Source organism: Sedimenticola selenatireducens (genome assembly GCF_007625115.1).
Lineage (GTDB): Bacteria > Pseudomonadota > Gammaproteobacteria > Chromatiales > Chromatiaceae > Sedimenticola > Sedimenticola selenatireducens_A.
Genome location: NZ_VMNH01000005.1, coordinates 573,876 through 599,186, shown reverse-complemented (window position 1 = coordinate 599,186; position 25,311 = coordinate 573,876). Strand labels below are relative to the sequence as shown.

At 50.4% G+C, this 25,311-nt stretch carries 30 protein-coding genes and 2 tRNA genes; 8 read left to right on the top strand and 24 right to left on the bottom strand.

Annotation, left to right across the window (positions count from 1 at the left end):
* Positions 1-331: 331 nt before the first annotated feature.
* The 7 genes from FHP88_RS06630 to FHP88_RS06600 form a co-directional block, all read right to left on the bottom strand.
* On the bottom strand, positions 332-655 hold the full coding sequence (locus FHP88_RS06630) for a hypothetical protein (protein ID WP_144358220.1): 324 nt from the start codon (positions 653-655) through the stop codon (positions 332-334).
* A 499-nt stretch (positions 656-1,154) separates the two neighbouring features.
* Positions 1,155-1,625: a hypothetical protein gene (locus FHP88_RS06625; RefSeq protein WP_144358219.1), complete on the bottom strand. Its 471-nt coding sequence runs from the start codon at positions 1,623-1,625 to the stop codon at positions 1,155-1,157.
* Positions 1,626-1,751: 126 nt separating this feature from the next.
* A complete protein-coding gene (locus tag FHP88_RS06620; protein WP_144358218.1) occupies positions 1,752-2,225 on the bottom strand; it encodes a DUF4274 domain-containing protein in 474 nt (157 codons plus the stop codon).
* Positions 2,226-2,286: 61 nt separating this feature from the next.
* Positions 2,287-2,913 (bottom strand): tetratricopeptide repeat protein, encoded by a 627-nt coding sequence (locus FHP88_RS06615; protein ID WP_144358217.1) that lies wholly within the window; start codon positions 2,911-2,913, stop codon positions 2,287-2,289.
* Positions 2,914-3,057: 144 nt separating this feature from the next.
* Positions 3,058-3,435: a hypothetical protein gene (locus tag FHP88_RS06610; RefSeq protein ID WP_144358216.1), complete on the bottom strand. Its 378-nt coding sequence runs from the start codon at positions 3,433-3,435 to the stop codon at positions 3,058-3,060.
* Positions 3,436-3,871: 436 nt separating this feature from the next.
* Positions 3,872-4,237 (bottom strand): hypothetical protein, encoded by a 366-nt coding sequence (locus FHP88_RS06605; RefSeq protein WP_144358215.1) that lies wholly within the window; start codon positions 4,235-4,237, stop codon positions 3,872-3,874.
* Between the two features lie 72 nt (positions 4,238-4,309).
* Positions 4,310-4,735, bottom strand: a complete 426-nt coding sequence (locus tag FHP88_RS06600; protein ID WP_144358214.1) for an SMI1/KNR4 family protein — start codon at positions 4,733-4,735, stop codon at positions 4,310-4,312.
* Between the two features lie 144 nt (positions 4,736-4,879).
* Here FHP88_RS06600 and FHP88_RS06595 point away from each other — a divergent pair, with 144 nt between their 5' ends.
* Positions 4,880-6,268 carry an integron integrase gene (locus FHP88_RS06595; protein WP_144358213.1) on the top strand — a complete coding sequence of 463 codons (1,389 nt, stop codon included), beginning with the start codon at positions 4,880-4,882 and terminating at the stop codon, positions 6,266-6,268.
* Between the two features lie 50 nt (positions 6,269-6,318).
* Here FHP88_RS06595 and FHP88_RS06590 read toward each other — a convergent pair.
* The 3 genes from FHP88_RS06590 to mutY all read right to left on the bottom strand — a co-directional run bounded on the left by FHP88_RS06590 (position 6,319) and on the right by mutY (position 7,855).
* Positions 6,319-6,394: transfer RNA gene (locus tag FHP88_RS06590), tRNA-Phe, on the bottom strand.
* A 101-nt stretch (positions 6,395-6,495) separates the two neighbouring features.
* Positions 6,496-6,756, bottom strand: coding sequence for an oxidative damage protection protein (locus tag FHP88_RS06585; RefSeq protein ID WP_144358212.1), 261 nt, complete (start codon positions 6,754-6,756; stop codon positions 6,496-6,498).
* On the bottom strand, positions 6,722-7,855 hold the full coding sequence (mutY, locus tag FHP88_RS06580; protein WP_144358211.1) for an A/G-specific adenine glycosylase: 1,134 nt from the start codon (positions 7,853-7,855) through the stop codon (positions 6,722-6,724). The genes FHP88_RS06585 and mutY overlap by 35 nt, the downstream gene beginning before the upstream one ends.
* Positions 7,856-7,929: 74 nt before the next feature.
* Between mutY and FHP88_RS06575 the strand changes: the two genes are divergently transcribed.
* Positions 7,930-8,931, top strand: coding sequence for a L,D-transpeptidase family protein (locus tag FHP88_RS06575; protein ID WP_260843181.1), 1,002 nt, complete (start codon positions 7,930-7,932; stop codon positions 8,929-8,931).
* Positions 8,932-9,223: 292 nt separating this feature from the next.
* On the opposite strand, the gene FHP88_RS06570 is transcribed toward FHP88_RS06575, so the two are convergent.
* The 5 genes from FHP88_RS06570 to FHP88_RS06550 form a co-directional block, all read right to left on the bottom strand.
* Positions 9,224-9,508, bottom strand: coding sequence for an Lpp/OprI family alanine-zipper lipoprotein (locus FHP88_RS06570; RefSeq protein WP_186297632.1), 285 nt, complete (start codon positions 9,506-9,508; stop codon positions 9,224-9,226).
* A gap of 144 nt (positions 9,509-9,652) precedes the next feature.
* Positions 9,653-11,773 carry an AsmA family protein gene (locus FHP88_RS06565; RefSeq protein ID WP_186297631.1) on the bottom strand — a complete coding sequence of 707 codons (2,121 nt, stop codon included), beginning with the start codon at positions 11,771-11,773 and terminating at the stop codon, positions 9,653-9,655.
* A gap of 154 nt (positions 11,774-11,927) precedes the next feature.
* Positions 11,928-12,236 (bottom strand): DUF2007 domain-containing protein, encoded by a 309-nt coding sequence (locus FHP88_RS06560; protein ID WP_144358207.1) that lies wholly within the window; start codon positions 12,234-12,236, stop codon positions 11,928-11,930.
* A 32-nt stretch (positions 12,237-12,268) separates the two neighbouring features.
* Positions 12,269-12,342: transfer RNA gene (locus tag FHP88_RS06555), tRNA-Gly, on the bottom strand.
* 69 nt (positions 12,343-12,411) lie between these two features.
* Entirely contained in the window at positions 12,412-14,247 is a 1,836-nt protein-coding gene (locus tag FHP88_RS06550; RefSeq protein ID WP_144358206.1) for an AMP-dependent synthetase/ligase, read from the bottom strand.
* A gap of 158 nt (positions 14,248-14,405) precedes the next feature.
* On the opposite strand from FHP88_RS06550, the gene trmB reads away from it, so the two are divergent.
* Genes trmB through FHP88_RS06535 form a run of 3 tightly spaced genes read left to right on the top strand, consistent with a single transcriptional unit; the run spans position 14,406 to position 16,506 of the window.
* Positions 14,406-15,104: a tRNA (guanosine(46)-N7)-methyltransferase TrmB gene (gene trmB, locus FHP88_RS06545; protein WP_144358251.1), complete on the top strand. Its 699-nt coding sequence runs from the start codon at positions 14,406-14,408 to the stop codon at positions 15,102-15,104.
* A gap of 5 nt (positions 15,105-15,109) precedes the next feature.
* Positions 15,110-15,712 carry an ABC transporter ATP-binding protein gene (locus tag FHP88_RS06540; RefSeq protein ID WP_144358205.1) on the top strand — a complete coding sequence of 201 codons (603 nt, stop codon included), beginning with the start codon at positions 15,110-15,112 and terminating at the stop codon, positions 15,710-15,712.
* A complete protein-coding gene (locus FHP88_RS06535; RefSeq protein ID WP_144358204.1) occupies positions 15,709-16,506 on the top strand; it encodes an ABC transporter permease in 798 nt (265 codons plus the stop codon). Before FHP88_RS06540 ends, FHP88_RS06535 begins: the two co-directional genes overlap by 4 nt.
* Before the next feature lie 87 nt (positions 16,507-16,593).
* Here the strand turns inward: FHP88_RS06535 and FHP88_RS06530 are convergent, their stop codons facing one another.
* On the bottom strand, positions 16,594-17,160 hold the full coding sequence (locus FHP88_RS06530) for a Yip1 family protein (RefSeq protein ID WP_144358203.1): 567 nt from the start codon (positions 17,158-17,160) through the stop codon (positions 16,594-16,596).
* Positions 17,161-17,342: 182 nt separating this feature from the next.
* Between FHP88_RS06530 and FHP88_RS06525 the strand changes: the two genes are divergently transcribed.
* A complete protein-coding gene (locus FHP88_RS06525) occupies positions 17,343-18,200 on the top strand; it encodes a LysR family transcriptional regulator (protein ID WP_144358202.1) in 858 nt (285 codons plus the stop codon).
* Positions 18,201-18,292: 92 nt separating this feature from the next.
* Here the strand turns inward: FHP88_RS06525 and FHP88_RS06520 are convergent, their stop codons facing one another.
* The gene (locus FHP88_RS06520; RefSeq protein WP_144358201.1) at positions 18,293-18,514 is read right to left on the bottom strand and encodes an RND transporter; all 222 of its coding nucleotides are present in this window, start codon (positions 18,512-18,514) and stop codon (positions 18,293-18,295) included.
* Between the two features lie 37 nt (positions 18,515-18,551).
* The gene (locus FHP88_RS06515) at positions 18,552-19,055 is read right to left on the bottom strand and encodes an O-acetyl-ADP-ribose deacetylase (protein WP_144358200.1); all 504 of its coding nucleotides are present in this window, start codon (positions 19,053-19,055) and stop codon (positions 18,552-18,554) included.
* Positions 19,056-19,110: 55 nt separating this feature from the next.
* Here FHP88_RS06515 and FHP88_RS06510 point away from each other — a divergent pair, with 55 nt between their 5' ends.
* A complete protein-coding gene (locus tag FHP88_RS06510; RefSeq protein WP_144358199.1) occupies positions 19,111-19,455 on the top strand; it encodes a DUF3301 domain-containing protein in 345 nt (114 codons plus the stop codon).
* A gap of 6 nt (positions 19,456-19,461) precedes the next feature.
* Here the strand turns inward: FHP88_RS06510 and FHP88_RS06505 are convergent, their stop codons facing one another.
* The 6 genes from FHP88_RS06505 to FHP88_RS06480 all read right to left on the bottom strand — a co-directional run bounded on the left by FHP88_RS06505 (position 19,462) and on the right by FHP88_RS06480 (position 24,081).
* The gene (locus FHP88_RS06505; protein ID WP_144358250.1) at positions 19,462-19,851 is read right to left on the bottom strand and encodes a ClpXP protease specificity-enhancing factor; all 390 of its coding nucleotides are present in this window, start codon (positions 19,849-19,851) and stop codon (positions 19,462-19,464) included.
* 12 nt (positions 19,852-19,863) lie between these two features.
* On the bottom strand, positions 19,864-20,487 hold the full coding sequence (locus FHP88_RS06500) for a glutathione S-transferase N-terminal domain-containing protein (protein WP_144358198.1): 624 nt from the start codon (positions 20,485-20,487) through the stop codon (positions 19,864-19,866).
* Between the two features lie 123 nt (positions 20,488-20,610).
* The gene (locus FHP88_RS06495; RefSeq protein WP_144358197.1) at positions 20,611-21,348 is read right to left on the bottom strand and encodes a cytochrome c1; all 738 of its coding nucleotides are present in this window, start codon (positions 21,346-21,348) and stop codon (positions 20,611-20,613) included.
* On the bottom strand, positions 21,345-22,562 hold the full coding sequence (locus tag FHP88_RS06490; RefSeq protein ID WP_144358196.1) for a cytochrome b: 1,218 nt from the start codon (positions 22,560-22,562) through the stop codon (positions 21,345-21,347). The genes FHP88_RS06495 and FHP88_RS06490 overlap by 4 nt, the downstream gene beginning before the upstream one ends.
* Positions 22,562-23,146, bottom strand: coding sequence for a ubiquinol-cytochrome c reductase iron-sulfur subunit (gene petA / locus FHP88_RS06485; protein WP_144358195.1), 585 nt, complete (start codon positions 23,144-23,146; stop codon positions 22,562-22,564). Before petA ends, FHP88_RS06490 begins: the two co-directional genes overlap by 1 nt.
* Positions 23,147-23,331: 185 nt before the next feature.
* A complete protein-coding gene (locus FHP88_RS06480) occupies positions 23,332-24,081 on the bottom strand; it encodes a Nif3-like dinuclear metal center hexameric protein (protein ID WP_420492991.1) in 750 nt (249 codons plus the stop codon).
* Between the two features lie 81 nt (positions 24,082-24,162).
* Here FHP88_RS06480 and FHP88_RS06475 point away from each other — a divergent pair, with 81 nt between their 5' ends.
* Positions 24,163-25,305: a Do family serine endopeptidase gene (locus tag FHP88_RS06475; protein ID WP_144358193.1), complete on the top strand. Its 1,143-nt coding sequence runs from the start codon at positions 24,163-24,165 to the stop codon at positions 25,303-25,305.
* Positions 25,306-25,311 lie beyond the last annotated feature (6 nt).

The following is a 25,311-nucleotide window of genomic DNA, read 5'->3' as shown; positions in this document are numbered from 1 at the left end:
TCGCTTCTGTTCACTGGTAGGTCGTGTCGATCATATCTATGCCGCTTGCGAAAAGTTGGGGCAGCGCTGGGCACACGGTATCAATGCTTGCCGAGAATTACTGACTACGTAGCTAAAAAACTCATCTTCGCAAGTCAAACAGCGTTTGGTGATACCTGAAAAAGTATCACTGTTATTACTATTTTAGTTTTTCCTCTGTTCCTCCCAAAATGTTCCATCTTTCTCTTGATTTTCAATCAAGATCTGTTCTTTGCTGCGAATAATCTGCTTCCACCGGCAATACAGGTTTTTTGGTATTGATTTTGTTCAGGGTAATTTGTGGGTGTCCTATTTATTTGTAATTCAAAATGTCACTCCAGCCTCCCCCTTTAAACACTATTCTTCCATGAAACATTTCTAGCCCTTTTGTATTTACACCAAGTACTTTTTTGAAATATACAACACGCGGCTTGCGCATTCGATATTCAAATATCGCTTCTTTATCCGTAATACGTATTTGTCTTGGAAGATTGACATATACAATGAATACCAGTCCTACAATCAACAATCCGATAAGCCATACACCCTCAGTACTATTTTTCAAAAAAGAGTAAATGGCATACGCCGAAACAAGCATATAAGTGCCGCCAAGTCTAAGGCTAGGTTTAATTATCATTACCGACCCTAACGTTCTACATATTCGGCGCCCGCAGCGTAGCGAAGGGCGTCCGAGTGAGCGAAAGCGAGCGGCATGATGTGCTCGTTATGTGAATTTATATTTCTGATTATGCCGCTGCTGTTTCAACTTCGCATGAAGTACAGTGGAGTTGTTTTGGTATACCACTGGTTCTTAGTAGTGGGAGCTTGTCCGTTTTAGCAATGAGCTTAATATTTTCAACTGTCGTTTATCGATGTGCTGGGCGATTGTTTAAATAGTTTATGGCTAGACGTGTGATGATATATCTAGGACATTTTTCAGTACAAAGAACATAAAAGCGTTGCCCACCTTCCCCTTTAACCATCTCAACCGAGGCTTCATTATCACAGAGGTAACAAGTTGTAATATTAGCCATGATTTTTCTCTTGTTAACACTAAACGTTGGACCATGAGGCGGGAAACGTACCGGGCCGTCCCAGTGAGTGCAACGAGCGCTTTAAGCCCCTGATAGTTTGTTTTAGAAAATACCAATGCCACCAGATATACACCCGAAAACAAAACATGAAAAACTAAGATAGCCATATACATACGGTAATTTTGGCTCTCCTATTTTCAGCTGGTCTAGCTCATGCATATTGTTCCAACCAATTTTCTCATCATAGTAGTCTCTTACCAATTTCTGAAAATGGTCAAACAACCCTTCATGATAGTGGACCATGTGTGCCTTATAAAAACCCACAAACAGTAGCCCAAGAAAAAATGAGATTAGCCCCAGTTTTGCTGATATAGAAGCTGGTCCATTACCAGCGACAGAGCCTAGATACGCCAATACGGTGACCGCTCCACCCGCATTTACCGTGAATAGATATTTAACAGCGTTTTCACCGGACTCTTTGGACAACTGGTGCAACTGACCCCAGCGATCCTCTATGTACTTGTTTCTTATTTCTCGTAACTCTTCAGTTACGTTGTCATCAAAGTGATTCATACAGTCCCTTCACACATAACGCCCGGCTAAGCCGCCGGAACGGAGTTGATTGTTTTGTGCGAGCGTAGCGGAAAAGCACAAAACGAGCAACGCAGTGGAGGTCGGTTTGAGCCGCTTGTTAAATGCTTACACCGCATGCCTATCCCACTCTTCGCCATCACTAGGCTCGAACAGGCATTCGTTTATGCCGGCCTTATTCAATTTGTATTTAGCAAGCTTATTAAGCTCTGGCTCATACCTATAAATACAGGAAGAATACTTTCCACTGGTAAGAGCGCCGGCTATATCTTTAGCCAGTTGAAGCTCCTGATCGAAGTGACCATCAAGGTTTATAGACTTAACGTATTTTTCATCTAGCCAATCGGTACCACCTAGATACCAAAATGCCATCAACGCTGTTCCGAAATCACAAAACTTATTTTCTACAACCGATCTGACAGCCTCAATGCCATCGTCGCAATTGTAGTTCCATAAAAAATAGTGAAGTTCAGCAGTTGATTTGATGGATTTTGCGTACTCCACAAAATCACACTCTTCGCTTTCAAAGAGAAAACGCCTCAGTCTCTTTCCTTCAATTTCGGTCAGCTCCATAATTAGCATTTAACGCCGCCAGCAGGCGTGCTAAGCATCGCATTGACTGGCCTTGTTATGACCACCCCTCCTATTGCCCACTCTTCGACTTCCAATTCTTATACGCATCTACAAAAACAGCATTTTGCTTAGCATTTTCGTTGTGTTTTATTGCGAGCGTAATGGATCCTTTCGCCAATTCATATTTGCCTAGTTCAGTATAAGAATATGCCAGATAAGCCATGAAATCTGTATCTGAGAATATATTTGGATTTAATTGGTGTGCAGCACCAAAATAGTCTGGCACCAAACTATGTTCTCCAGCTAAAGATAAGGCAATTCCACTATGGCGATAACACATAAAGTGTTTTTCTATTTTTAGTGACTCCTGGCAATAATCTATGACTTTTTGAAGATTACGCCTAGAAAGCTCTAATCCAGCTAACTGCCAATAAGCAAAAGCAAGAGCCTTGCCTTCGGCAATAGATTTATTGTAGTGCTTCTCCCCAGATATTAAGTCTCCGGACATCACATAAAGAGTGCCGGCCAATACGTCACGGTTCTCGCATGTATCACTATTAGCTAAGTATTTTTCAAGAGCATCACTTGGGCTTTTTTCTGCGAAATCCAAGTACTCAGCCATCTTGTCGTCACATTCACTAGAAATTGAATATGGTGAGTACATGAAAAGAGCCAAGACAAATATAAAGCGCTTCATTAAACTTCCTCTTTATTTTTAGTTGTCGTCATAACGCCAAGCTAAGCGGCAAATTTGGAGTGGACGTTTTTGTGCTAGCGTAGCTTTAAAGCACAAAAATCGGCCACGGAAAATTTGTCCTTGCTTGAGCGCCTTGTTAGCAGTTTATTTTAAGAACTCTGTTATTTGTTCCGTTTTAGGTTTGCCACTCTCGGCGCCAAAAAAGGTGATATCTTCTGAAATACCACTGGCCTCAGAATAATAACCAACAACAAAATCTCGATTGTGTTTTAACGCTAAACCATAAGTATGGTCTAGCAACTCAGGCAAAAAGTTAATTTGGCCGATAGTAATATTTAAACCTAAATCCCAATCTGCGTAGTCTTCGGGTGACAGATCCGGTGTTCGCTCATGTTGATGGTTAACAACGTTGGCTTCCATGCTATTTGAAGCCAACCACTCAACTAGTGAACTTTCAATTTGCTCCGATACTTCTTCTAGATCGGAGCCATCGACGTAAATGTATAAACCTGATATTTCCATATTATTGACTGCTAACGTTTTGCACAGCCGGGAGCCGCCGCGCAGCGGTGGCGAATCGGCTGGTGCAACTGGTTAAAGCTCCGCCCTACAAACAACAACGGACCCATATTACTTCGCCCTATTTTCACAAATGCTCCCTGCGATGCTTTGGACCCGCACCGGTGTGGACCGGAACCCGATATATACTCTAAACGGTATCAAAAAGGCGATTCCATTCATGACGGCACGCTCTATCCTACGACTCCATCTCTGCACGGCCTATATTATTTAACTGGTTTTCAATAGACCCATTCTCTCAACCAGCAATAAAGATTTTCTACCGATCCATCCATTCTTGCTTTAACGCCGCCAACACAGGCAGCCGAAGCACAGCGTAGGCTGTCCAGTGCAATGCGCTTTTTGCATTGCACGATTGTGCTTGGCCTTGTTATGCAATTTACTCAAACTCCATAGGAGCATACAGTTTATCGCCCTTTTCAACTCTATTTTCCAGATCAATTCTCGCACCTACCGCGGTATTAAAAAATTGCGAGTATATTTCTAGGAAATGCGCTGGAAATGTAATGCCAGAATCTAGCATGTGAGTAATAGGTAAAGGTTCATCGTAAATATCTATTGGAAATTCATCTGGCCTCTCTATTGCGGCTTTGCAAAAAGGTAAAATACTATTTTTAAGATTAAGTTCATCAACGGATAAAGTTTCGAGAAACTCGGATAGAAAGCCTGCTTCTCGCTTTAAACGAACAACATCTACTTCCTTTGCATAGAAAGTACTTTTGTCTAATTCAACAAGTTTGATCATGACTTGTTCGCATAACGCCTTGCACAGCCGAAAGGAGCCGCGCAGCGGTGACGCATCGGCTGGTGCGACTGGTTAAGGCTTTCCATGACTCTGCAAAAACTCACTAAATGATGTGAAAATAGTTTTCCCACCATTATTAGTAGGGCTCCATTCAATCACCACGCATTTTTTCGATATAGGGCTCTCTGAGCAATCTAGGTAGTAGGCGCTTTCCATACCATCATGCGAAATAGCTACGTAGGCCTTAGGTATTCCCACCAATTGCCTATCTTTTATCGTTTGTTCAACACAATTAATCCAAAGTGGTTGATCATCCGTCTTGTCCGGTAGTCCATATATTTCTAAACTATCCCCTATCGAAGAACCATATGTTTTGAGGAAATACCTATAGCTTTCAGGAAAGGTAACATCCAGCTCTCTTTCTGCATGACGTATTTTCTCATCTGAGCAACCACCATAATTAATTGAACCCTCACATATTTGGTCAACTTCAATCATGTATTTGTAGCCTTAACAGTTGATTATGCGGCTTCTACGCTGCCATAAGTGAGAAATGCAGCAAGCACGCACGAATATTTGTAATATGCGACTTATTGTTCTATATTTGTTCTCTATTATTGAGACATAGAGCAAGGAGGCGCAATGTCTGATTCTACCGCTGGTGATACCAATGACTCGCAGGTTAACAAATTCTGGGAAAACTACCTTTTGGTACTCAAACGGTTCGGTATTTCTGAGGGGTCCAGGCCTTGGTATCGAAAACATGTTCAAAAATTTATTGATGACCACCCGCAAATCAAATTGCGCGAACATCGGCCTGAGTCCCTGACAAAGTGGCTTTCCCGGCTCAGCAATAATCCGGCCCTCTCTCCTTGGCAATATCGACAAAAAATCGATGCCCTGCGTTTTCTCTTCCACCATTTCCTGCGAGTTGGCTGGGCAGAACAATTTGATTGGTATTACTGGTCTGCCGCTTGTGAGGCTTTGGGTAATGATCACCCCACGGTTGCCCGTACCTATGAATCTGCAAGCGCAGGTGCTGAGCGCCCAGGCAATTTTCTGGGTCAAAAACACCCGGAAGTCTACGCCCGTTTTATTGCGGCAATACGTATGACCGATCTGTCCATGAACACGGAGAAGAGTTATTTGGGATGGATCAATCGCTTCCTTCGATTTCACAAATGCTGTCGTCCTGATGTTTGTGCCGAACCTGAAGTGGCTTCCTTTTTAGAGTATTTAGCGGTAAAACGCAAGGTAACCGGCGCAACCCAGGCTCAGGCACTTAATGCGCTGGTATTCTTTTTTTCCCGCACGCTTGAGCAACCGTTAGGTGATATCGGCAACTTCAGGCGCCCAAAGCCACACAAACGCGTACCTACGGTACTCAGCAGAAACGAAGTGAGTATGATATTGAAGCCATTACGCGGCCAGACCGGCTTAATGGTCCGACTGATGTACGGCACAGGCTTGCGGGTGATGGAGTGTGTGCGCCTGAGATTACTTGACCTGGATTTTGAGTATCGCTCAATTACGGTTCATGAAGCAAAGGGTAAGAAAGACCGCGTAGTACCGATGCCAACATCACTCATCAATCAACTGAGAAAACAGATCGAATGGGTAAAGCTAAAACACACTGAGGACCTGAAAGCCGGCTTTGGGGGTGTTTTCATGCCTGAAGCACTTGCAAGAAAATATCCCAGCGCAGAAAAAGAACTTCGCTGGCAATATCTGTTCCCGGCAAGCCGTGTTGGCACTGACCCTCGTACGGGTACTCATCGCCGCCACCACATCCACCCAACCGTTATACAACGCGCTGTGCGTAAATCTGCCGTTCAGTCAGGCATCACCAAACGTGTTACCAGTCACACCATGCGACACTCTTTTGCCACACATCTATTGGAGTCGGGCTCCGATATTCGAACCGTACAGGAGCTCTTGGGTCATTCAGATATAAAAACGACAATGATTTATACCCATGTACTGGGGAAGGGTGGAAATGCGGTTACCAGCCCACTGGACAGACTGGATTGAGCAAGGTAGAAAAGCAAACGGCCCGCATAAATGCGAGCCGTTTGTGTGTATGGTGGCCAGGGGCGGAATCGAACCGTCGACACGCGGATTTTCAATCCGCTGCTCTACCAACTGAGCTACCTAGCCTTGAAGAGGGCGTATTAAACCGATACACGCCGTCAGAGTCAAGTGGGAATTGAGGTTGAAGACCTGTTTTTCCCTTCTGCAAGGGGCTTCCTGCTTTAGTCTCAGGGAGTGAAGTTAACTTGGGTGCCACCCCCCTCAAACAGGAACTTGACCATCTGCTCCTCCAGGAACACTCTGGATTTGGGTTCTGCCAGCGACAGGCGGTTTTCATTGATCAGAATCGTCTGCTGCTGTAGCCATAACTGCCACGCCTCTTTGGAAATATTGTCGAATACCCGCTGTCCCAACGCTCCTGGATAAGGCGGCCGCTCTAGACCTTCGGCCATTTTATTTAGTTTTACGCATTCCACCATGCGGCTCATCGCCTTTCTCCTTTATTGTCTCTTTTAGCGCTTCGATCAGTCGTGAAACCGGCGCCGCCAAACCCCTTTTATCGGGTCTATTAGTGTTATACCAAACTCTGTTGCTCCCATCCATTATGGATGCAATCTGATTTGTCAGCCCAACCACAAGCGGCGTGATCAAAAGATGAAAATGACTGAAGGTATGGCGCCGCTCTTCCCACCAGATTAAGCCTCGATGATGGTCACCAAACCAGACATTGACAGCGGCTTCTGCAGCCAGCCTATCACTGAATTCAGGAAGCCCCCAAAGGCCACCCCAAATGCCCTTTTCAGGCCGCGCTTCCAGCAGCACTTGATTTTGCGCATCATAAACCAACAGCATGACCACCGATCGCGTGGGGAGCTTTTTTCGTGGTTTAGGCTCTGGATAGGCGGTTGCATCACCCTGCTGGGAGGCCTGACACACGACCTGTACCGGACAGCGATCACAGCGCGGTTTAGTGCGGAGACAGAGAGTGGCGCCGATATCCATCATTGCCTGGTTATAGGCCTTTGTCTCCAACGAGGGCGTGAGCCTTTCCGTCAACGACCATAGCTGCTTCTGTACCTGCGATGCACCTGGCCAGCCAGGAATGGCAAAACAGCGCGTCAGTACGCGTTTCACATTCCCATCCAGGATGGGTTGGGGATGATTCAGCGCGAGTGAAAGTATTGCTCCTGCCGTCGAACGCCCGATGCCCGGCAGTGCCATTAGCGTCTCCAACGTCTCGGGGAATTGCCCGGCATGGGTCTGGATAATCTGTTGCGCAGCTCGATGTAGATTCCTGGCACGGGCGTAGTAACCCAGCCCCGACCAGTAGTGCAGCACCTCATCCGGCTTGGCCGTGGCCAGATCGTGCAATTGAGGAAAGCGCTGCATGAAGCGCTCATAGTAGGGGATAACTGTAGCCACCTGGGTCTGCTGCAACATGATTTCCGAGATCCATACACGATAGGGTGTCGGGTTCTGTTGCCAGGGTAAGTCTTTTCTACCCTGCCGGTGATACCAAGCCACGATCAAGTTCGAGAATACTGCGGGGTCTTGCAAGATACCATCCTCTGCGCATATTTCACCCATGCCTACGGCTTCGCAGACGGCCTAGACGCTTTATGTCACAATATGCCTACTGTGAACAACCTGATATTACCTCTGTGAATAGACGCTTATTTGGATTAACCGCCCTGCTCTACAGCCTGCCTAGCCTCGGCTTGGCGCTGAGTTTCCCATTACCACCAGCAGGTAATGACATTGTCGGTAATACCCTTCAGGTTCAGACGCGCTATGAGGATACCTTTTCCGATATCGCCCGACTGAATGATCTTGGCTATGCAGAGTTAGCTGAAAGCAATCCAGACGTTGATCCCTGGCTACCGGGTGAAGGAACGACCATTGTGCTCCCAACCCGCTTCATCTTGCCTGCCGGACCGCGGGAAGGAATCGTCATCAATCTGGCTGAACTCCGACTCTATTATTATCCGAAAGATGAAGGTCGGGTGATCACCCATCCCCTGGGTATTGGTCGCGAAGGCTGGAGCACCCCCACGGGCATTGCGCGCATTACCCGAAAGCAGCACAAGCCCACCTGGCGTCCACCGAAATCGATACTTAAAGAGCATGCGGAAAACGGCGATCCACTTCCAGCTGTGGTGAAGCCAGGGCCTGATAATCCACTGGGCGAGCATGCGCTCTATTTAAGCATGTCAGGTTATCTGATCCACGGCACCAACAAACCTTACGGTGTTGGCATGCGGGTCAGTCATGGTTGCATTCGGCTTTATCCGGAAGATATTGCATCCCTGTTTGAGCAGGTCCCGGTTAATACGCCGGTGCGGATTGTTAACACACCTTATAAGGCGGGCTGGGAAGATGGACGGCTCTATGTAGAGGCACATCCACCACTCAGTGAACAGCGGGCAGAGCAAGGGGTCAATTTCACCCCGATGGTCAGAGCTATACTAAGTGCCATTGGTGAACGGGACCTGAAACCCGATTGGGATGCTATGAAACTGGCGGCGAAGGGACAACGTGGGATTCCCGTGGCCGTGACTTCGGCACCACCCACTCAACTGCAACAACCGCTGCTGTCGCCACAAAAGAATCTTCTGCTATCCAACTCACTGGAGAAGGCTGAAATAGACGCGGGGACCGAATAACCCCCGTTGCCCCTCAGCCCCTCGGCGCGCTGCAACAAAATCCAATCCTCAAAAAAAGCCGACCGGTGAACCCACCATAGGGCGTCCCGTGGGCGCTTGTGCTGGATGGGAAACTGCCACGGTGTTATCGGCGGGCACGGCCCGCCCTATGGTTGGATTTCGAAAAATGAAAAGCTGACAGCTGTGACCGCCCTATGGTTTTAAAGAACAGGGTTACTTTTTTTGATGCTCGACGATAAACAAAAAAAGCCCGGGGTTTTAACCGCCGGGCTTTTTTTAATCCGGGCGAAGATTATTTCGCCATGGATTTCTGCATGATGCGGTCACACTTCTCTGCACACTCGTCGGCAGAAGCCTGAGCGGCATTGGCTGCATTCATTGCTGCGGATGCCTTACGATCTGCAGTATCAGCAGTCAGCTTGGCATCGCGAGCCGCTGACATTGCAGCGCTTGTGTTATCTTTCAGATCAGCAATATCAGCCTGCATCTGTTTCAGTTGATCGGTGCTGGCACAGCCTGTCACCAAACCCAGAGTAAGCGCCATTGCGGCAAGCTTCTTAAGGGTGCTATTGGTCATCGTCATCTCCTAGTGTTGTTTTGTATTTTACGCGCAGTTCCCGCCAGGTGCTGACCTAGCAGTATCCCTCTCAATATAATATGGGATAGACGTCCGCTACTCAAATGAATTAAGTGCGAAAACGTCACAATCCGGCACGAAAGATCAGTTAAACAGCCCTTTTAGCTTACTTTTCAGCTTATCTTCGAGCTTTTTCTTAGTTTCTTCCTTTTTTTCATCCACCTGCTGTTTGACTTCGGCCTTCTTCTCTTCGAGCTTGGCTTTCTGACTACCTGTGACAACTTGAGCCCAGTCTATAGCGTATTTCGGTGAAGCATAGGGGCCAGTCAATTTAACCGGGATAGGTATACCCTCGAGCTCCTCAAGCCCTTCACCTCCCTGGCCTGCTGCGGTGCTGACAATGACAGTCTTGACAATGTAGTCCAGCGTTTCAGCCACCAGGTTTACCTGACCAGCACCGGTCACGCGAAGATAAGGAGACTTGGCCAACAGATCCTGGTTGTTCAATACACCCTGCTTAATGATTGCACTACCACTCATCTCGGAAAAATCGGTTTGGGCTGGCGCACTGTCTGCCGGGAGTTTGTCGCCCTTCAGCTTGGCCTTTCCTTCACGGATCATTTGGGCCAGATTAAATCCTTTTACCGTGCCGTTCTCAAAACGAAAACTGAGATCACCATTCAGGCCGCGTTTGATGGCATTGACACTGTTACCCGTAGTTTGCAACTTTGCTTGAAAATTACCTGTACCGTCAAACTTATCCTTTTCAATCAGGTCTTTCAGCAACGGCCCCGCCTGGATATCTTTGGCCTGCTTGTTGATGTGCATAATGGGCGTCTTGCCGGCAACATCCAGATCAACTTGGCCGGCAAAGCTACCTTGATAGAAAGCACCTATCTTTTGGTTTAGATTGATCTTGCCCTGGTTGGCCTTGACCGTCACTTCGACCTGCTTGGCGGTCAACTTGTTGATGATCATCTGGCCAATCTTAAGGGTACCGTTCAAATTCAGTGAACGAAGAGTATCAATGGGCAGCAAGGGCTCATCACCCGCTGATTTCGCACCGGCTGTAGAACCCTCACCCGCTGTTTTGGGCGTCTCTTTTACCGGCGGCAGATAACGATCCACATTGATAGAGTCCACGTCGACTGCAAAACCAATAGCCGATCCCTTCAGGCTGGCACTGCCGTTAATTTTGGTATCATCCAGTCCGATAGCCAACTTGTTGAGCTGGGTGACATCACCTTTTGTCGCCACCTCTAACGAGGCCATAAAGCGGGTCAATACCTGTGGATCTGCGGTTTCTGGTACGGCTATTCCCTGACCTGTCAGCCACTCTCTCAAGTTCAACTCTGCAAGGTTCAATGAGCCACTGAATGCTGGCTTGGCAGCCAGATTGCTACCCTTCAGGTTGCCCGTGAGTTTCAGTGCATCAGAGGTGATGATCAGACCATCAACCGATAGCGATTGTCCGTCTAGCGTCATACCCACATCGGCGGCCAGATTGAGGCTCATCGCTCCCTGCTTCAGCAGTGGAGAGGTGGCATCTACTTGGAGATTCAGCCCCTTGACCTGCATCCGCTTGGCGGCCTCTTCGAGCGACACCGTACCTTCCAGCTTGATCTTGGCCTTCAGCTCAGGCTCTTTACTCTGAAGCTGCGCCCCGAGCTCCAGGCTTACAGGATTCCCAGATTGAATGGCGCCACTCTTCAGATAAAACTGATCGACCGTATAATGCTGACCCGTACTGGCATCATCCCAACTGATATTGGCATTACTGATATCCACACCGCCAATTACAAAACCCTCCAGGCCAGCACCACCCGTCTGTTCCTGATTATCTTTTGGTGTATCATCGCCCTCTTTGGCGAGATCATCCCAGTTGGTTGCACCACTCTTTGACTTGGCGAGATTGAGTGCCAACCCCTCAAGACCAATGGTATCAACCTCCAACTGTTTACTGAGCAGTGGCATCAGTTTTACCCGAACTGCAGCACTGTTCACCACGGCAAAGGGTTTGTCGCCAAATCCCTTGGCGTTGCTAAGCTCCAATCCGCCTATATCCACACCTAGCCAGGGAAATACGGAGAGCTTGAGATCACCCGCAATCTTCAGGTCTCGACCTGTCTGCTCTTTGACCTGAGTGATAATTTCGTCTTTATAGTCATTGGGATCGACAACCATCGGCAGAATGATGACTGCTGCGACCACCAGCACCACAATAACCACCAAAAAGCCGCCAATAATCTTGAATAGCTTGCCCATCACATACTCCATTTTATTTATTCTGTTCCTACCCAGTCAGGGGCTAGATTCCGCTCGACGCACCTCCCCTGCATTCACTAAGCATGAACCAAAATCGGCACAAGTACCACCTGAAGGGGCGCCAATAATGCCAACTGAAACATCTTTTAACCTTTCAATCGCGTGGCGATAGACATTTCCAGCAGATATCAAAATTCCCTTCCACCCGCTCACCACACTGCGAACACTGCCAGTCGCCCTGCGCATCGACGGGCTCATTAAGATACTGCTCTATTAATTCCCGGCCGCGGTCGTAGTCACCGTCCTCAACAATCCAGAGTACCGGGAACTGGATAGCGGAAAGCTCGCCCGCCGCCCCGCTCAAATAGTCCCCCTGAATGACCGTTTTAATATGGCGCGCAGAAAGATCATCCTGCAGCATTTGGGCTTGTAGACGATCACGACACTCGTAGAGTTTTCGCATGAGAGAGATCAGAGACAAAGAGGGGAAATAAATGGAGCGGGTGATGGGAATCGAACCCACGTATGCAGCTTGGGAAGCTGCCGTTCTACCATTGAACTACACCCGCTACGCGCTGCCGATTCTATGCGCTGCCATGGGTTGGACGCAAGCACAATGAAACAGGAAGCCTGCCATATCATCGCTTCCCCTGAGTCGGGCCATCGTCATACATAGCCGCTACCTCTTGCTCAAACCGTTTCAGTACACGGGCACGCTTTACTTTCAGGGTCGGAGTTAGCAGTCCATTATCCACTGTCCAGGGCTCCAACTGCAGGGTGACACGGCGGATCTTGGCATAACCGGGGAAATGCTTTAGCGCCAGTTTAATTCGCTGCAATATCGCTGAAACCACCTGGGAATGCTGCAAAGTTTCACGTGACATCGGATCAAGCCCGCAGTCCTGTGCAAATCCCGGCCAGCTATCTGCCTCGAGTACCACCAGGGCGCTAAGGTAAGGCCTTCCCTCACCCACCACCATCACCTGCTCAACCAAGGGGTCCAATGCAATGGCCAGCTCCATATCGCTGGGCGGCACCTTCTCACCATTAGAGAGCACCAAAATATCCTTGATGCGCCCAGTGATATAGATATGGTTATTCTCTATACGGGCCTGATCACCCGTGTGCAGCCAGCCGTCAGAATCTATTATCTTGGCAGTGGCGGCATGATTGTTCCAATAGCCCAGCATCACCCCCGGCCCCCGCACCAGCAACTCATCATCCAGACCGGTACTAACTTCTACACCACGTAACGGGACGCCGACACTGCCGGGGTCATTATCTTCCAGTGGATTCACACTCACCACTGGACTGGTTTCGGTCAGGCCATAGCCCTGCAAGATGGGAATACCCAAACCGATGAATAGCTGGGCAATATCAGGTGAGAGTGCCGCACCGCCACTCACGGCAATGCGCAGTCTACCGCCAAGACGGGCGGTAACTTTTGACGCAACCAACTTATCCAGGATCGGCCAGAGCAACAGGGAAGGCCGCCAGCCCGACCGCCCCTGTTCATGCTGGAAACGACTCCATCCAGTCCTTACGGCCAAATGAAATAACTTGCGCGGCAGTACAGGCCGCTTGGCAATCTGATCGGTAATACGCCCGTATACCCGCTCAAAGATGCGCGGCACGGCGATCATAACGGTGGGGCGCATCAGCGTCAGGTCTTCCGCCAGCTGTCCAATCGAACGGGAATAAGCGACGGAGGAGCCGGTCATTACTGGCAGGTAGTACCCGGCTGTTCTCTCCAACGTATGTGATAAGGGTAGAAACGAAAGGAAAATATCTTCTTGATAGCAGTCGATCACGGTGATCGAGGCATGCGCTATCGACAACATATTGTGGTGACTGAGCATGACACCCTTGGGCCGCCCTGTTGTACCGGATGTGTATACAATCGAGGCCAGCTTGTGCGGGTTTCCGCTACGCTGCTGTAACACCGGCGCTTCTGCAGGCAGGGTATCGTCCACGCAGCGGACCCGTTTATCTGATGCCAATAATGCGGCATCATCCGCTCCCGAATCCTGAATAAACACCCGATGCACCGTCGAGTTATAACCAATGGCAGACGCCAGACGCTTCCAGCGACTACCATCTTGCACCAGTAGGAGTTTGACCGCGGCATCTTCCAGAATGTAGGCAATATTATCCGGTCGATCATCCGTGTAGAGTGGAACCACCACCAAACCCAATCCGAGACAAGCTTGGTCAAATGCCACCCACTCGGGCGAGTTACGCAGTGACAACGCAACACGATCGCCTGGCTTTAGCGGCTCCTTTGACAACACCACTTGCCAGCGTGCGATCATTTCTCCCATATCACGCCAACTGTACTCTTGCCACGCCTTGCTCGTACGGTTGTAGCTGCAGTAGGCCACACGGTCAGGCGTGCGCTTGATCCGCTGCACAAACAGCCCATCCAGGGTTTGTGCCAGATCAACCGAAATAAGATTCTCAGTCCACTGGTTCAATCTCCCACCCCTCTGCTTCCGTTATTATTTTGTTGATGAATCAGATCACGATGCCCAGCCAGTTTAGTGTAGAATCCAGCTGGAAACACCTTTATACCGTTCTGGCGGTATACAACCAAGTAACAACGCAGCATAACTCTATCGCTAACCAAATCTTCATGTCAGATCAGGAAAAAATACATCGTCCCATTCGTAGTTTTGTTTTGCGTCAGGGGCGACTTACTCCAGGGCAACAGCGTGCGTTTGACGACCTTTGGCCAGACTATGGCATAGACTACACAGCCGAACCACTCAACTTTCAGGCGCTATTCGGCAATGAAAATCCGGTATTTGTTGAGATTGGTTTCGGTAACGGCGAATCATTAGCCCAGATGGCCGCCGCACACCCCGAGCAGAATTACCTGGGCATAGAAGTACATGGACCCGGCGTGGGGCATCTGCTACTAAAGATTGAGGCGTTGGATCTCACGAATATACGCATCATGAAACATGACGCTATTGAGGTGTTGAACAACAGATTGGCCGATGCATCCCTGCAGGGACTGTTCCTGTTTTTTCCAGACCCTTGGCATAAGAAACGTCATCACAAACGGCGTATCCTCAACCCTGGCTTTCTCAAACACCTCTACCGGTGCATCAAGCCTGGCGGCTTCTTCCATGCTGCGACCGACTGGGAAGCGTATGCCGTACAGATGATGGCAGTACTCACCGAAGCCCAGGATCAGTTCGAAAACAGCGCGGGCGAAGGAAATTACACGCCACGCCCCTCATATCGTCCGCTGACCAAATTTGAACAACGGGGCCAGAGACTGGGGCACGGCGTCTGGGATCTGATCTTTATCCGCCGACACAACTGATCAACATGAGTGGCCTGGAACTCAAACAGTTTGAAGGCCCTGGGCTGGCGCCGATCGACCTCAGTATAGAACCCGGTGAATGCGTAACCCTGACGGGCCTCTCGGGCAGCGGCAAAACCCGTCTATTGCGCGCCATTGCTGATCTCGATCCACACCAGGGTGATGCGCTGGTCGCAGGCCACTCCATGTTCGCCATGCCAGCCACTGACTGGCGCAGACAAGTCGGCCTACTGCCTGCTGAAAGTCACTGGTGGCGCGACCAGGTCAGCGAACATTTCATTACAACACCTATACAGCTACTGGCCGAGCTTGGCCTGGATGCCGACTGCCTGGGTTGGCAGGTTTCCCGCATATCCAGCGGAGAACGGCAGCGTCTCGCCCTCGCACGACTGCTTGATCGAAAACCTGCCGTGCTGTTATTGGATGAGCCAACCGCCAATCTCGATCCCGACAATACGGCCCATGTTGAACAGTTGATCTTACGCTATGCCAAAGAGCATGGGGCCGCCATTCTTTGGGTCAGCCATGATCCTTTGCAGCGCAAGCGGATCAGCCAACATCGACTACAGATTGTGGGTAATCGGATAGCGGCGGAGGCCAACGCATGACACTGATTCAGCTCAGCGCCCTTGATCTGTCTATCGCTGCGCTGTTAGTCCTGGGATTGGCAGGGCTCTCCTGGCGCCTTAAGTTGGGTGTTGAGCGACAGCTGCTAATCGCTGCACTGCGCAGTATTGTTCAGCTGCTGCTACTTGGACTGATTCTGAAAACATTGTTCAGTCAAAACGCACCGCTACCGATCATCGCCCTTACGTTGTTCATGCTCGGCGTCGCAGGCTATGAGGTGATGGCTCGGCAGAAAAGGCGCTTCAAGGGGGTCTGGGGTATCGGTATCGGTACCCTCTCCATGTTTATCTCCTCCTTCAGTATCACGTTGCTGGCACTACACCTGGTGATTCAGGTTGACCCTTGGTACACGCCGCAATACCTGATCCCCCTATTGGGCATGTTACTGGGCAACACCATGTCCGGAATGGCAATTGCGCTGGATAACCTCACCAAAAGTGCCTGGCAGGAGCGTGGTGCAATCGAGGCACAATTAATCTTGGGAGAAAGTTGGAGCAAGGCCATTGGCGAGATACGCCGCGAGGCATTGCGCTCCGGCCTGATACCGATCATCAACGCCATGGCCGCCGCTGGAATTGTCAGTTTGCCCGGTATGATGACCGGGCAAATATTGGCAGGAAGCCCACCTATGGAGGCGGCAAAATATCAGATCATGATCTTACTATTGATAGCAGTCGGTACGGGTCTGGGGGCTATTGTCGCCGTCTGGATCGGCTCACGCCGTCTGTTTGATGAACGCCAGCGCCTGCGGCTGGATCGGCTCACAAAGCCATAGACAACCTCATGCTCATTTACTTATCCGCCCAGATACCCCCTATCTCCTTCTATCACCCGGCCAACCTCGGCCGGGTCGATCTGACTTTTACAATAGCGGCAGAAAAACCAATGATATCAACACCATCCAGGCAATGACGCCAAAGCAAATCGTCGTGTAGGTAATGGCCGCCACTTCCACTTCCTCATGCAGATGCATCAGCCCGGCGATCCCATGGTAGATGAGGCTTATCGCCGCAATCAAACCCAGTAACACGATGCCAATGACAAACAGTGGATTAGGTACGAACAACGCCACTGAAGAGAGCCACATCGGCACCGCCGCGATGGATGCCACCGCAAAGGTATCACTGTATTTGGCACGGATACCGCGTGTCTCGGCGATACTTGTAATCGCCCAGGCCATCAGTGGCACCGTTACCAATTCTGCAACCAGAAACAGCAACGAACTCGCCACCCAGGTAATCCTGCTTGCCGCTTCAAAGTAATTAGCACCATAGTCAAAGCCCGCATAGAGAATCATCGCAGGCGGCACAAAGGACATCGGCAAAACCAGAAAAAGAAACAGCGAAATGACAGAAGGATGGACACGCTCCACATCCTCCCATCCAGCATGAGAAGAGACTAACATTTTGGCATAGGCAGGTACGATCATGGCGACCTCCTTTCAGTATTAGAATAAACGATTCGATGTTTCTCCCACCATCGAAAACTTAATCAGGGACCTGCTATCCAGTCCTGATTATGATTTAACAATAATCCCATGACATAACATTACACAAACGAAAAATAATCAACGATAATATAACTATACGTTATATTAAAAGGCCGCTATCAATGGATATAGAATTCGCACGCACATTTCTCAAAGTGGTGGATACGGGTAGTTTTGTTGGTGCAGCCAAGACCCTGCATATCACCCAAGCCGCTGTAAGCCGTCGCATCAGCACGCTAGAGAGCTATTTGGGATGCGACCTTTTTATACGCAACAAATCCGGCGCCTCCCTGACACCTGCCGGGCAGCAGTTCCTGCGTTATGCCGCCAGTATGGTGCAAACGTTGGAGCGAGCCCGGCATGAGGTGGGGGTGGCACGCACCTTTAAAGGTGCATTGACCATAGGTGGGCGCTTCGGACTCTGGGACGGCCTGCTCGTACCCTGGTTGAAAGAGATGACCGAAGAGTTCCCGGACGTGCAGCTAAGAGCTCAGATTGGATTTGAGGAGGGGCTGATGCAGGATCTTGTTGACGGGAGTATGGATATTGGCGTCATGTACACACCCCAGAGTCGTCCGTCACTTCAGGTCGAACCCCTCCTCAAGGAGCAGCTAATCCTGGTTACCAGTGACCCGTCAGAGATACAAGCACCGAGTCCTGATCGCTATGTTCACGTGGACTGGGGTCCTGAATTTTTAACCCAATTAACCGGCGCTTTCCCAGAGCTCAGCAGTCCCAGGGTGATCGTAGGTATCAGCTGGATGGGTCTGCAGCATATCCTGAAGACTCATGGCTCAGGCTTTTTTCCAAGTCGTTTGGTACAGACCTATATTCAACAGGGAAGGCTCTTTCGGGTAGAAGCCGCCGCCAGCTTTGAACTGCCCGCTTATGTGGTCTATCCAAGCAAACCACAAAATCCGCTGACCTTACCAATGCTCGAGGCATTACACCGCAAGGCATTAGCAGTGACCGAAGGATGAATATCTAAGCAATCTGATCGGCCAAGCGCATAGACACCATCTCAGCTCAAGCTGACATTGATTCCAACCTAGGGCGACATCGCCCAGAACAATCAGCTTCTCTGCTGGCGCATCCTGTTAAGTTTCAGCAACAACACGACAAAAGGCGCCCCGTGCAATAGCAGATCAAATATATCCAGAGGCCGGATCAACCTACCCTCCATCAACATCTTGAGTTTCTCCCAGACATGGGGCTCCGGGGTAAACGGTGCCAGACCAAGTAACAGACAAGCCGCAACAATCAACACAAGAGAGAACTCATCTAACCAAGCCACAACGACTCCTTATTTGATACTGAATTTAATAGCCGAATTAACTCGACATTTTTTTGTAGACCGTTTGATAAAGCTCAGCATCTGTCTCACTGAAGCAGCAGGCAATCAGTTCGCAAAAGCCCTCAGCCCGACTCATCTCTGCAACCGCTATCTCAGCCGCCGCCCGTTTCGGAAATCCATACACACCGGTACTGATCGCTGGGAAAGCAACACGTAGCAAGCCCTTCTCCCTGGCCAGTCTGAGACTGTTGCGATAACAGTCACGCAACAGCGTTGATTCACCAGCATCACCCCCTCGCCAGATGGGGCCCACAGTATGGATGACCCATTTGGCTGGCAGCTTAAAACCCGGCGTCATCTTTGCCTCACCCGTAGCACAACCACCCAGGCTGCGACAGGCTTTTAGCAATTCAGGGCCAGCGGCCCGGTGTATCGCACCATCGACCCCGCCACCACCCAGCAGACTGGGATTGGCGGCATTGATTACGGCATCTACGCAGAGCGTTGTGATATCCCCTTGCACAATTGTAAGTTTACTCATCCCGGCCTCCAGACCACACTCACCACGCGTCCGTTTATTATGTACTATAGCGGTCATGTCGACGATTGCCCCGCTATTGATTATCGGACTACTGATCTGGTTCTGGCTGGATAGTGCCCGTGCGCGGGAAATTGCCACCGCCATCTGCAAAGCAGGCTGTGACCGCCATAACCTGCAATTTCTGGATCAGACAGTCGCACTGCGTCGACTTGGACTGCGCTGGACCCGACAAGGCATTCGGATACGCCGACTGTTTCAGTTTGACTATAGTGAAGAAGGTACGGGACGTCAGGACGGGCATATCATCCTGGTGGGCATACAGCTGGAAGAGTTCAGCCTGGGACTACCCAGTGATGACAATAAGGTGGTCGCTTTCAGACAGCGCCCACCTGAGGACTAGATCAACCTACTTGACCACCTTGAGTGTCGGTCGGTCACGAGGTGGCTTGGGGTCATTATCGGGGGGGGTATCGTCATCCTCAGAGATTTCCTCTTCAGGAAATAACATGCCATGTCCATTTTCACGCGCATAGATCCCGAGCACCGCTTCAGGCGGTACAACCACATCCATCGGCGTACCACCAAAGCGAGCATTAAAGGTGATGTAGTCGTTTCCAAGCTGCAACCCCCTAACAGCAGTGGGTGTCACATTGAGAACGATACGTCCCTCCTCCACAAACTGTACCGGCACGATGACATCTTCTTTACCCGCATCAACTAACAGGTGAGGCGTGAGATTGTTATCCACCAGCCATTCATACAGCGCACGAATCAGATAGGGGCGATTGGACGTCATCATTGCAAAATATCAGTCACGCATTTCGCGTTCTGCGGCAGAAAGACTGTCTTGGAATGATTCACGCTCAAACATCCGCGCCGCATAATCCAGTACAGGTTTTCCCTGTGGCGGCAGCTCAATTCCCAAAACAGGCAATCGCCACAACAGCGGCGCTATTGAGCAATCGACCAGAGAGAAATCATCGCTCATAAAAAACGGCTTATGAGTGAAGATGGGGGCCGCCGCAATCAGGCTTTCACGTAGCTCTTTGCGCGCCTTGGCTGCACCCTTACCACCACCCAGGATCTCTTCCATCTGAGTGTACCAATCCTTGCTGACCCGATGCATATACAGTCTTGAACTGGCGCGAGAGACGGGATCCACCGGCAGCAGTGGCGGATGAGGGAAGCGCTCATCCAGATACTCCATGATGATACGAGACTCAAACAGTGTGAGATCCCGATCAACCAACGTTGGGAGTGTGCCATAAGGATTCAGATCCATGATATCTTCAGAGATATTCAGTGGATCAACGTCCTTAATTTCAACAGTAATACTCTTCTCAGCCAACACCAGACGTACACGATGACAATAGGGGCTACTCGGATCCGAGTACATGGTCATCACAGATCTTTTGTTCGCAACAACGGCCATACAAACCACTCCACAATAGTATCAGGGTCAAACAACAAGAAATCCGCTGCTCAAAAAACAACGGGGGCGTACAGTATACATTAAACTGTACGCCCCCGGGTTATCGGATCTGCCACTTTTAGATCAGTGGATATCCTTCCAGTACTCTTTCTTCAGTAGATAGGCCAGCACAAAGAAGATACCGATAAACAGCAGCACCCACACACCGATACGCTTACGCTCGAGTTGGATGGGTTCGGCCACATAGCTCAGGAAGGCGGTCAGATCACGCATCGCGCCATCAAACTCTTCTGGGCTCAGCTTGCCTTTTCCCGCCGCGCCCTCAACAGGCACCAGCTTCTCAACCACCTGCTGGCCATCGACTTCATGAAATACAGCCTTCTGCATGCCCTGCAGTTCCCACATCACGTGGGGCATACCGACATCTTTGAACACGACGTTGTTCACGCCGAAAGGACGCGCTGGGTCTACATAGAAACCACGCAGATAGGTGTATATGTAATCCACACCCCGGGCACGGGCAATCAGACTCAGATCCGGTGGCGCGGTGCCGAACCAAGCCTCTGCATTGGCCTCGCTCATGGCGATGTTCATGGTGTCACCAATCTTGTCGGTGGTGAACATCAGGTTCTCTTTGACTTCATCTTCTGTCAGTCCAAGATCCTTTGCCATACGGTTGTAGCGTTGGAACTTGGCTGAGTGACAACTCAGACAATAGTTGACGAAGTACTTGGCGCCACGCTGCAGTGATGCCTGATCAGAGACATCAATATCGGCGTCATCCAGGTGTACACCGCCGCCGGCAGCCAGACCGAGCAGGGGTACCGCAGCTAATAACAGTGCAACAATCAGCTTTTTCATTGGGTCACCCTCTCTGGAACTGGCTTGGTCTTATCCATCTTGCTGTAGATTGGCATCAACAGGAAGAAGGCGAAGTAGAGCACAGAGCAGATCTGTGCCAGCAGGGTCAAGCCAGGTGTTGCTGGCTGTGTCCCCAACCATCCAAGCAGGATGAACACAACGACGAACAGCGCAATCGCACCCTTAACAATATTGCCTTTATAGCGGATCGACTTGACCGCGCTGCGATCTAGCCAAGGCAGGAAGAACATGATCACAATCGCCGCACCCATTGCTACCACACCGGGGAATGCAGAACCGGCAATTGACGGTACGGCACGCAGGATGGCGTAGTAAGGCGTGAAGTACCAGACCGGCGCAATATGCACAGGGGTCTTCAGTGGGTTGGCCGGGTCAAAGTTTGGTGGCTCAAGGAAATAGCCACCCATCTCTGGCGCAAAGAACACCGCAGCGGCAAACAGGAACAGGAAGCCTGCCACACCCGCGATATCTTTCACCGAGTAGTAGGGATGGAACGGGATACCGTCTTTCGGTATGCCATTTTCATCCTTGTTCTTCTTGATCTCGACACCATCCGGGTTGTTGGAACCCACTTTATGCAGCGCGACAATATGGATAAATACTACTGCTGCCAGCAGGAAGGGCAACAGGAAGTGCAGCGCAAAGAAGCGGTTCAGGGTGGCATCGGAGATGACGTAGTCACCACGAATCCACACGCCCAGATCGGGGCCAATTACCGGTACCGCAGAGAACAGATTAATGATCACCTGCGCTCCCCAATAGGACATCTGACCCCAAGGCAGCAGATAACCCATGAAAGCGGTGGCCATCATCAGCACATAAAGTACCATGCCGATAATCCACAGCAGCTCACGAGGCGCACGGTAGGAACCGTAGATCAGACCGCGGAACATGTGCAGATAGATCACGATAAAGAAGGCCGAAGCGCCGGTCGAATGCAAGTAGCGAATCAGCCAGCCCCACTCCACATCACGCATGATGTATTCAACAGAACCAAAGGCCAGCTCAGCATCCGGTTTGTAGCTCATGGCCAGCCAGACACCGGTCAAGATCTGATTAACCAGTACCAGCATGGCCAATGAGCCAAAGAAGTACCAGAAGTTAAAGTTTTTCGGCGCGTAATACTCAGCCAGGTGTTCATTCCACACCTTGGTGGCCGGGAAGCGCTCGTCAATCCAATTCATGAGACTCATCAGGCAGCTCCTCCATCATCACCCACCAGTAACTGGGTATCCGTCAGGAACTGATAAGGGGGAATTACAAGGTTCGTTGGCGCAGGTACGCCGCTATAGACGCGTCCTGCCAAATCAAAGCGTGAACCGTGACAGGGACAGAAGAAACCACCCACCCAGTCAGCACCCAGATCATGCGGTGCCACTTCGGGGCGATAAGTTGGCGAACAGCCCAGATGAGTACAGATACCGACCGCAACCAAGTAACCGGGTTTGCGTGAACGATGGGCGTTCTTGCAGTATTCCGGCTGTTGAGGCTGATCAGAATTTGGATCGGCCAGCGATCCAACCAAACCTTCCATATCGGCCAGGTTCTTTTCCGTACGATGGACAACCCAAACCGGTTTGCCACGCCACTTGACGCGCATCATCTGTCCTGGCTCAAGCTTGCCGATATCGGCCTCAACCGGCGCACCGGCAGCTTTCGCTTTTTCACTTGGATTCCAAGACTTAAGGAAAGGTACTACGACAAAGCCTGCGCCCACGGCACCGACCACACTGGTTGCAGCCGTTAAAAACCGCCGCTTTTTTAGATCCACACTCATTATTTTAAGACTCCCGGAGTAGGCCGGACGCTGACATCCCGGCCGAATCTTATCAGATATGGCCCAGGAAAATCAGTATATGCTGATATTTACCCCTAAATAGACGGCGCATTCTCTTACATGCGTCGGCTCAGGTCAAGATAGGCCTGACTTTCAGCCAGGTTACATCAAACGGAAAACGTCCATCAAACCGGGTTATTTTCATCGATGAACTGATGATAAATACCAAACTTCTCAGCCAGATACTGCCCTAACGCCTGAACACCATAACGCTCGGTAGCGTGATGACCCGCGGCAAAATAGTGAATCCCCAACTCTCTGGCAAGATGCGTAGTGGATTCTGATATCTCTCCACTGACAAAGGCATCCAGCCCAGCCGCTGCAGCCTCAGTAATTGCACTCTGGGCAGCACCCGTACACCAGCCAATCCGCCGAATTGACCGACTGTGGCCGCTGATCCACAACGGCCGTTGGCCCAGCTGGCTAGCCAGTCGATCCGCCAAGGCCTCGGGCGTCTCTCCCGGCAACTCGCCTTGCCAGACCAAGCCCTGACTCAGAGGCCGGCCTCTTGCAAAGCCCAATCGTTGACCCAGTAAGAAATTATTCCCCAGTGTCGGATGCGCATCTAGCGGCAGGTGATACGCCAATAAGCTGATGCCACCACTGATCAATGAGCGGATACGTCGCCCCTTAATACCGGTCAGAGGTGCCGCCTCTCCCCGCCAAAAATAACCGTGATGCACGAGTAACAGATCAGCCTGCTGCCCTATCGCTGTATCGATCACAGCCTGACTGGCCGTGACCGCCGAAACAATTCTTCCCACTCCGGCACCACCGCCATCCACTTGCACGCCATTGGGGCAATAGTCATCAAAGCCAGCCGCACCGAGCAATTCATTGCAGTGTTGTTCAAGTTCGAAAAGATCTATCATCAGTCGATTCACCCTACCCCTGCGTCATGGGACATAATAGAATATTGCCATTATTTCGCTATGACAGTGTAACCCGGCAGACGTATGAACAGAGCATTTACTTATATCGCAACATCTACAGTGGCTGGGGTTGTAGCAGCTTATATAGCAGTCACGCTCTTCACATCACCACCCCAACCATCAGCCCCGACACCCCGCACATCGTCCAGCCTGATTCACAAAGAAGGACCGGTATCATATGCCAGCGCGGTACAGCAGGCGGCCCCTGCCGTGGTCAACATTTTCACCGCAAAGATCACCGTACAGAAAAATAACTCGCTGTTTAACGACCCTATTTTCCAGCGTTTCTTTGGCGACCGCTTTCAGTCTCAGCCCCGGAAAAAACTGCAGACAAGCCTGGGCTCCGGCGTCATCATCAGTAATAAAGGCTATATCCTGACCAACCATCACGTGATTGCAGATGCTGATGAAATACGTATTGTACTCGCCAATGGGCTGACCCTGGATGCCACGGTGGCCGGCGTTGATCCTGATACCGACCTGGCCGTCCTCAAGACCGATACTAAAGACCTGCCGACAATTACAATCGGTGATTCACAGGGCGTGCAAGTAGGTGATGTTGTACTGGCGATTGGTAACCCTTTTGGTGTTGGCCAAACGGTCACGATGGGCATAGTCAGCGCAACGGGGCGCGATCAATTGGGTATCAACACCTTTGAGAATTTTATCCAGACGGATGCGGCTATCAATCCCGGCAACTCGGGCGGCGCATTGATCAATGCATACGGTGAGCTTGTTGGTATCAATACCGCCATCTTCTCTAAAAGCGGCGGCTCTCAGGGTATTGGCTTTGCTATCCCCGTCACCCTGGCAAAGGGGGTGATGGATCAAATTCTCAAGAAGGGCCGCGTGGTCCGCGGTTGGCTGGGAATTGCCGGACAGGACATTACCCCGGCACTGGCAGAATCGTTTGAGCTTAAGGAGAGCAGGGGCGTGCTGGTTTCAGGTGTCTTGGACGGAGGCCCCGCAGACAAGGCCGGCATTCAGCCCGGCGATGTCATTGCCAAGATCGACAATAAGATACTCACCAGCTCACATGATATTCTCAACATCATCGCCGCCGTTGCACCGGGCGATAAAGTCCAGATTCAGGGGTGGCGAGACAGCGAGCCTTTCGATATCTCAGTCGAAGTCAGTGAACGCCCGAGAATCCAAGAGAGGCAGTAACCTGAT